Source organism: Endozoicomonas sp. SESOKO2 (assembly GCF_024606245.1).
In the GTDB taxonomy this organism is placed as follows: Bacteria; Pseudomonadota; Gammaproteobacteria; order Pseudomonadales; family Endozoicomonadaceae; genus Endozoicomonas_A.
Genome location: NZ_JAHHPQ010000263.1, coordinates 1 through 1,223 on the forward strand (window position 1 = coordinate 1; position 1,223 = coordinate 1,223).

General features: G+C 46.0%; 1 protein-coding gene. It reads right to left on the reverse strand.

All coding sequences use genetic code 11. The annotated features are described in order from the left end of the window. Positions 1–571: 571 nt before the first annotated feature. Positions 572–1,223: Fic family protein (locus KDK17_RS06200; RefSeq protein WP_257287612.1), on the reverse strand; the 652-nt coding region annotated here is incomplete at its 5' end.

The window sequence follows — 1,223 nt, forward strand, 5'->3', positions numbered from 1 at the left end:
AGGCAAGTTGAGTAAAAGGAAGCAAAAACAGTTCGAGTTTCTGACCGAGCACGACTTCAAACAGATCAACCGAATGGCTTCAGAAGTGCTTAAAGACAGCATCAGGAAGAAGCCTGATGAGTTGACTCAGTAACTCATAAAATAGTTGTCGCAGATCAGATGAAGAGCTTTGTCCTTAGGAGCCTATCAATCAGTTTCAGAAATTTTAGCCACTCCGCATGTGTATGTCTTTGCTCACTAGCCAATGATTTTCGAACGACGGGCGACGCGTAGACTGCCAGTATTTGCAGAAGCCAGCTTTCTGAGACGCCTTTCTTCAGAAGACTTAAGCTCTATTTTCGGAGCAACTTTCATGAAAAGGCAGCTATACGGTTCTGTTGCGACCAGAACAGCTGGAGTTAGGTTTATGCACCATAATTTTCAACGCACTAAACTAGCTATGCCTTCCCTATCTTCATTCATCAGATTTCTAAGCTGCCTGTGCGGCAGTGAACTCAGCAGGCAGTTTAAACCATACCCGTTTATATTTATAAGCTGCCCGTGGGCAGAGAACGAGCCTCAAAAACTGACGTTAGTGCCCAGACAAGCCTTCACAGATACGAAGCAGTTCTGGAAATGCATAAATAGCAGGGCGACGGCCAGATCCTTCCCTTAGCGTTACTATGGGGCCGTCCGGCACATGCAGCTGACGCAGAAGACCATGCAGGGTAGGCTTACTGATACCGGACCGTTTGACGAAGTCGCTCACTTGAAAAATGGGTCTGTCAAAAAGTGTATCCACCAGTTGCATCGTGAACTTTGAGCCTGTCGTTTGTTGAACCCTGACTTTAGTCTTTTCATATAACGACATGATCGCTTTTACTTTCTGAACATTATCTCTGGCCTGAACAAGTATGGCTTTCAGAAAAAATTCGATCCAGCCTGTCCAGTCGCCTTCCCGGGAAATCTTCTTTAGCCGCTCGTAATATTCATCCCGGTGTGCTTCCAGATAACCTGAGAGATAAAACATAGGGCTGGAGAGTCTCTGCTTACTGTACAAAAACAGCGGTATAATCAAACGACCAATACGGCCATTACCATCCTTGAATGGATGAATCAGCTCAAATTGGGCATGAACGATGGCGGTCTGAGCCAGTACATCAAAATCACTCTCGCCCAGATAATGATGCCAGGCTTCCAGATGATCCATTAGCTGTATAGGGTCCGGGGGAACAAAGGTTGCG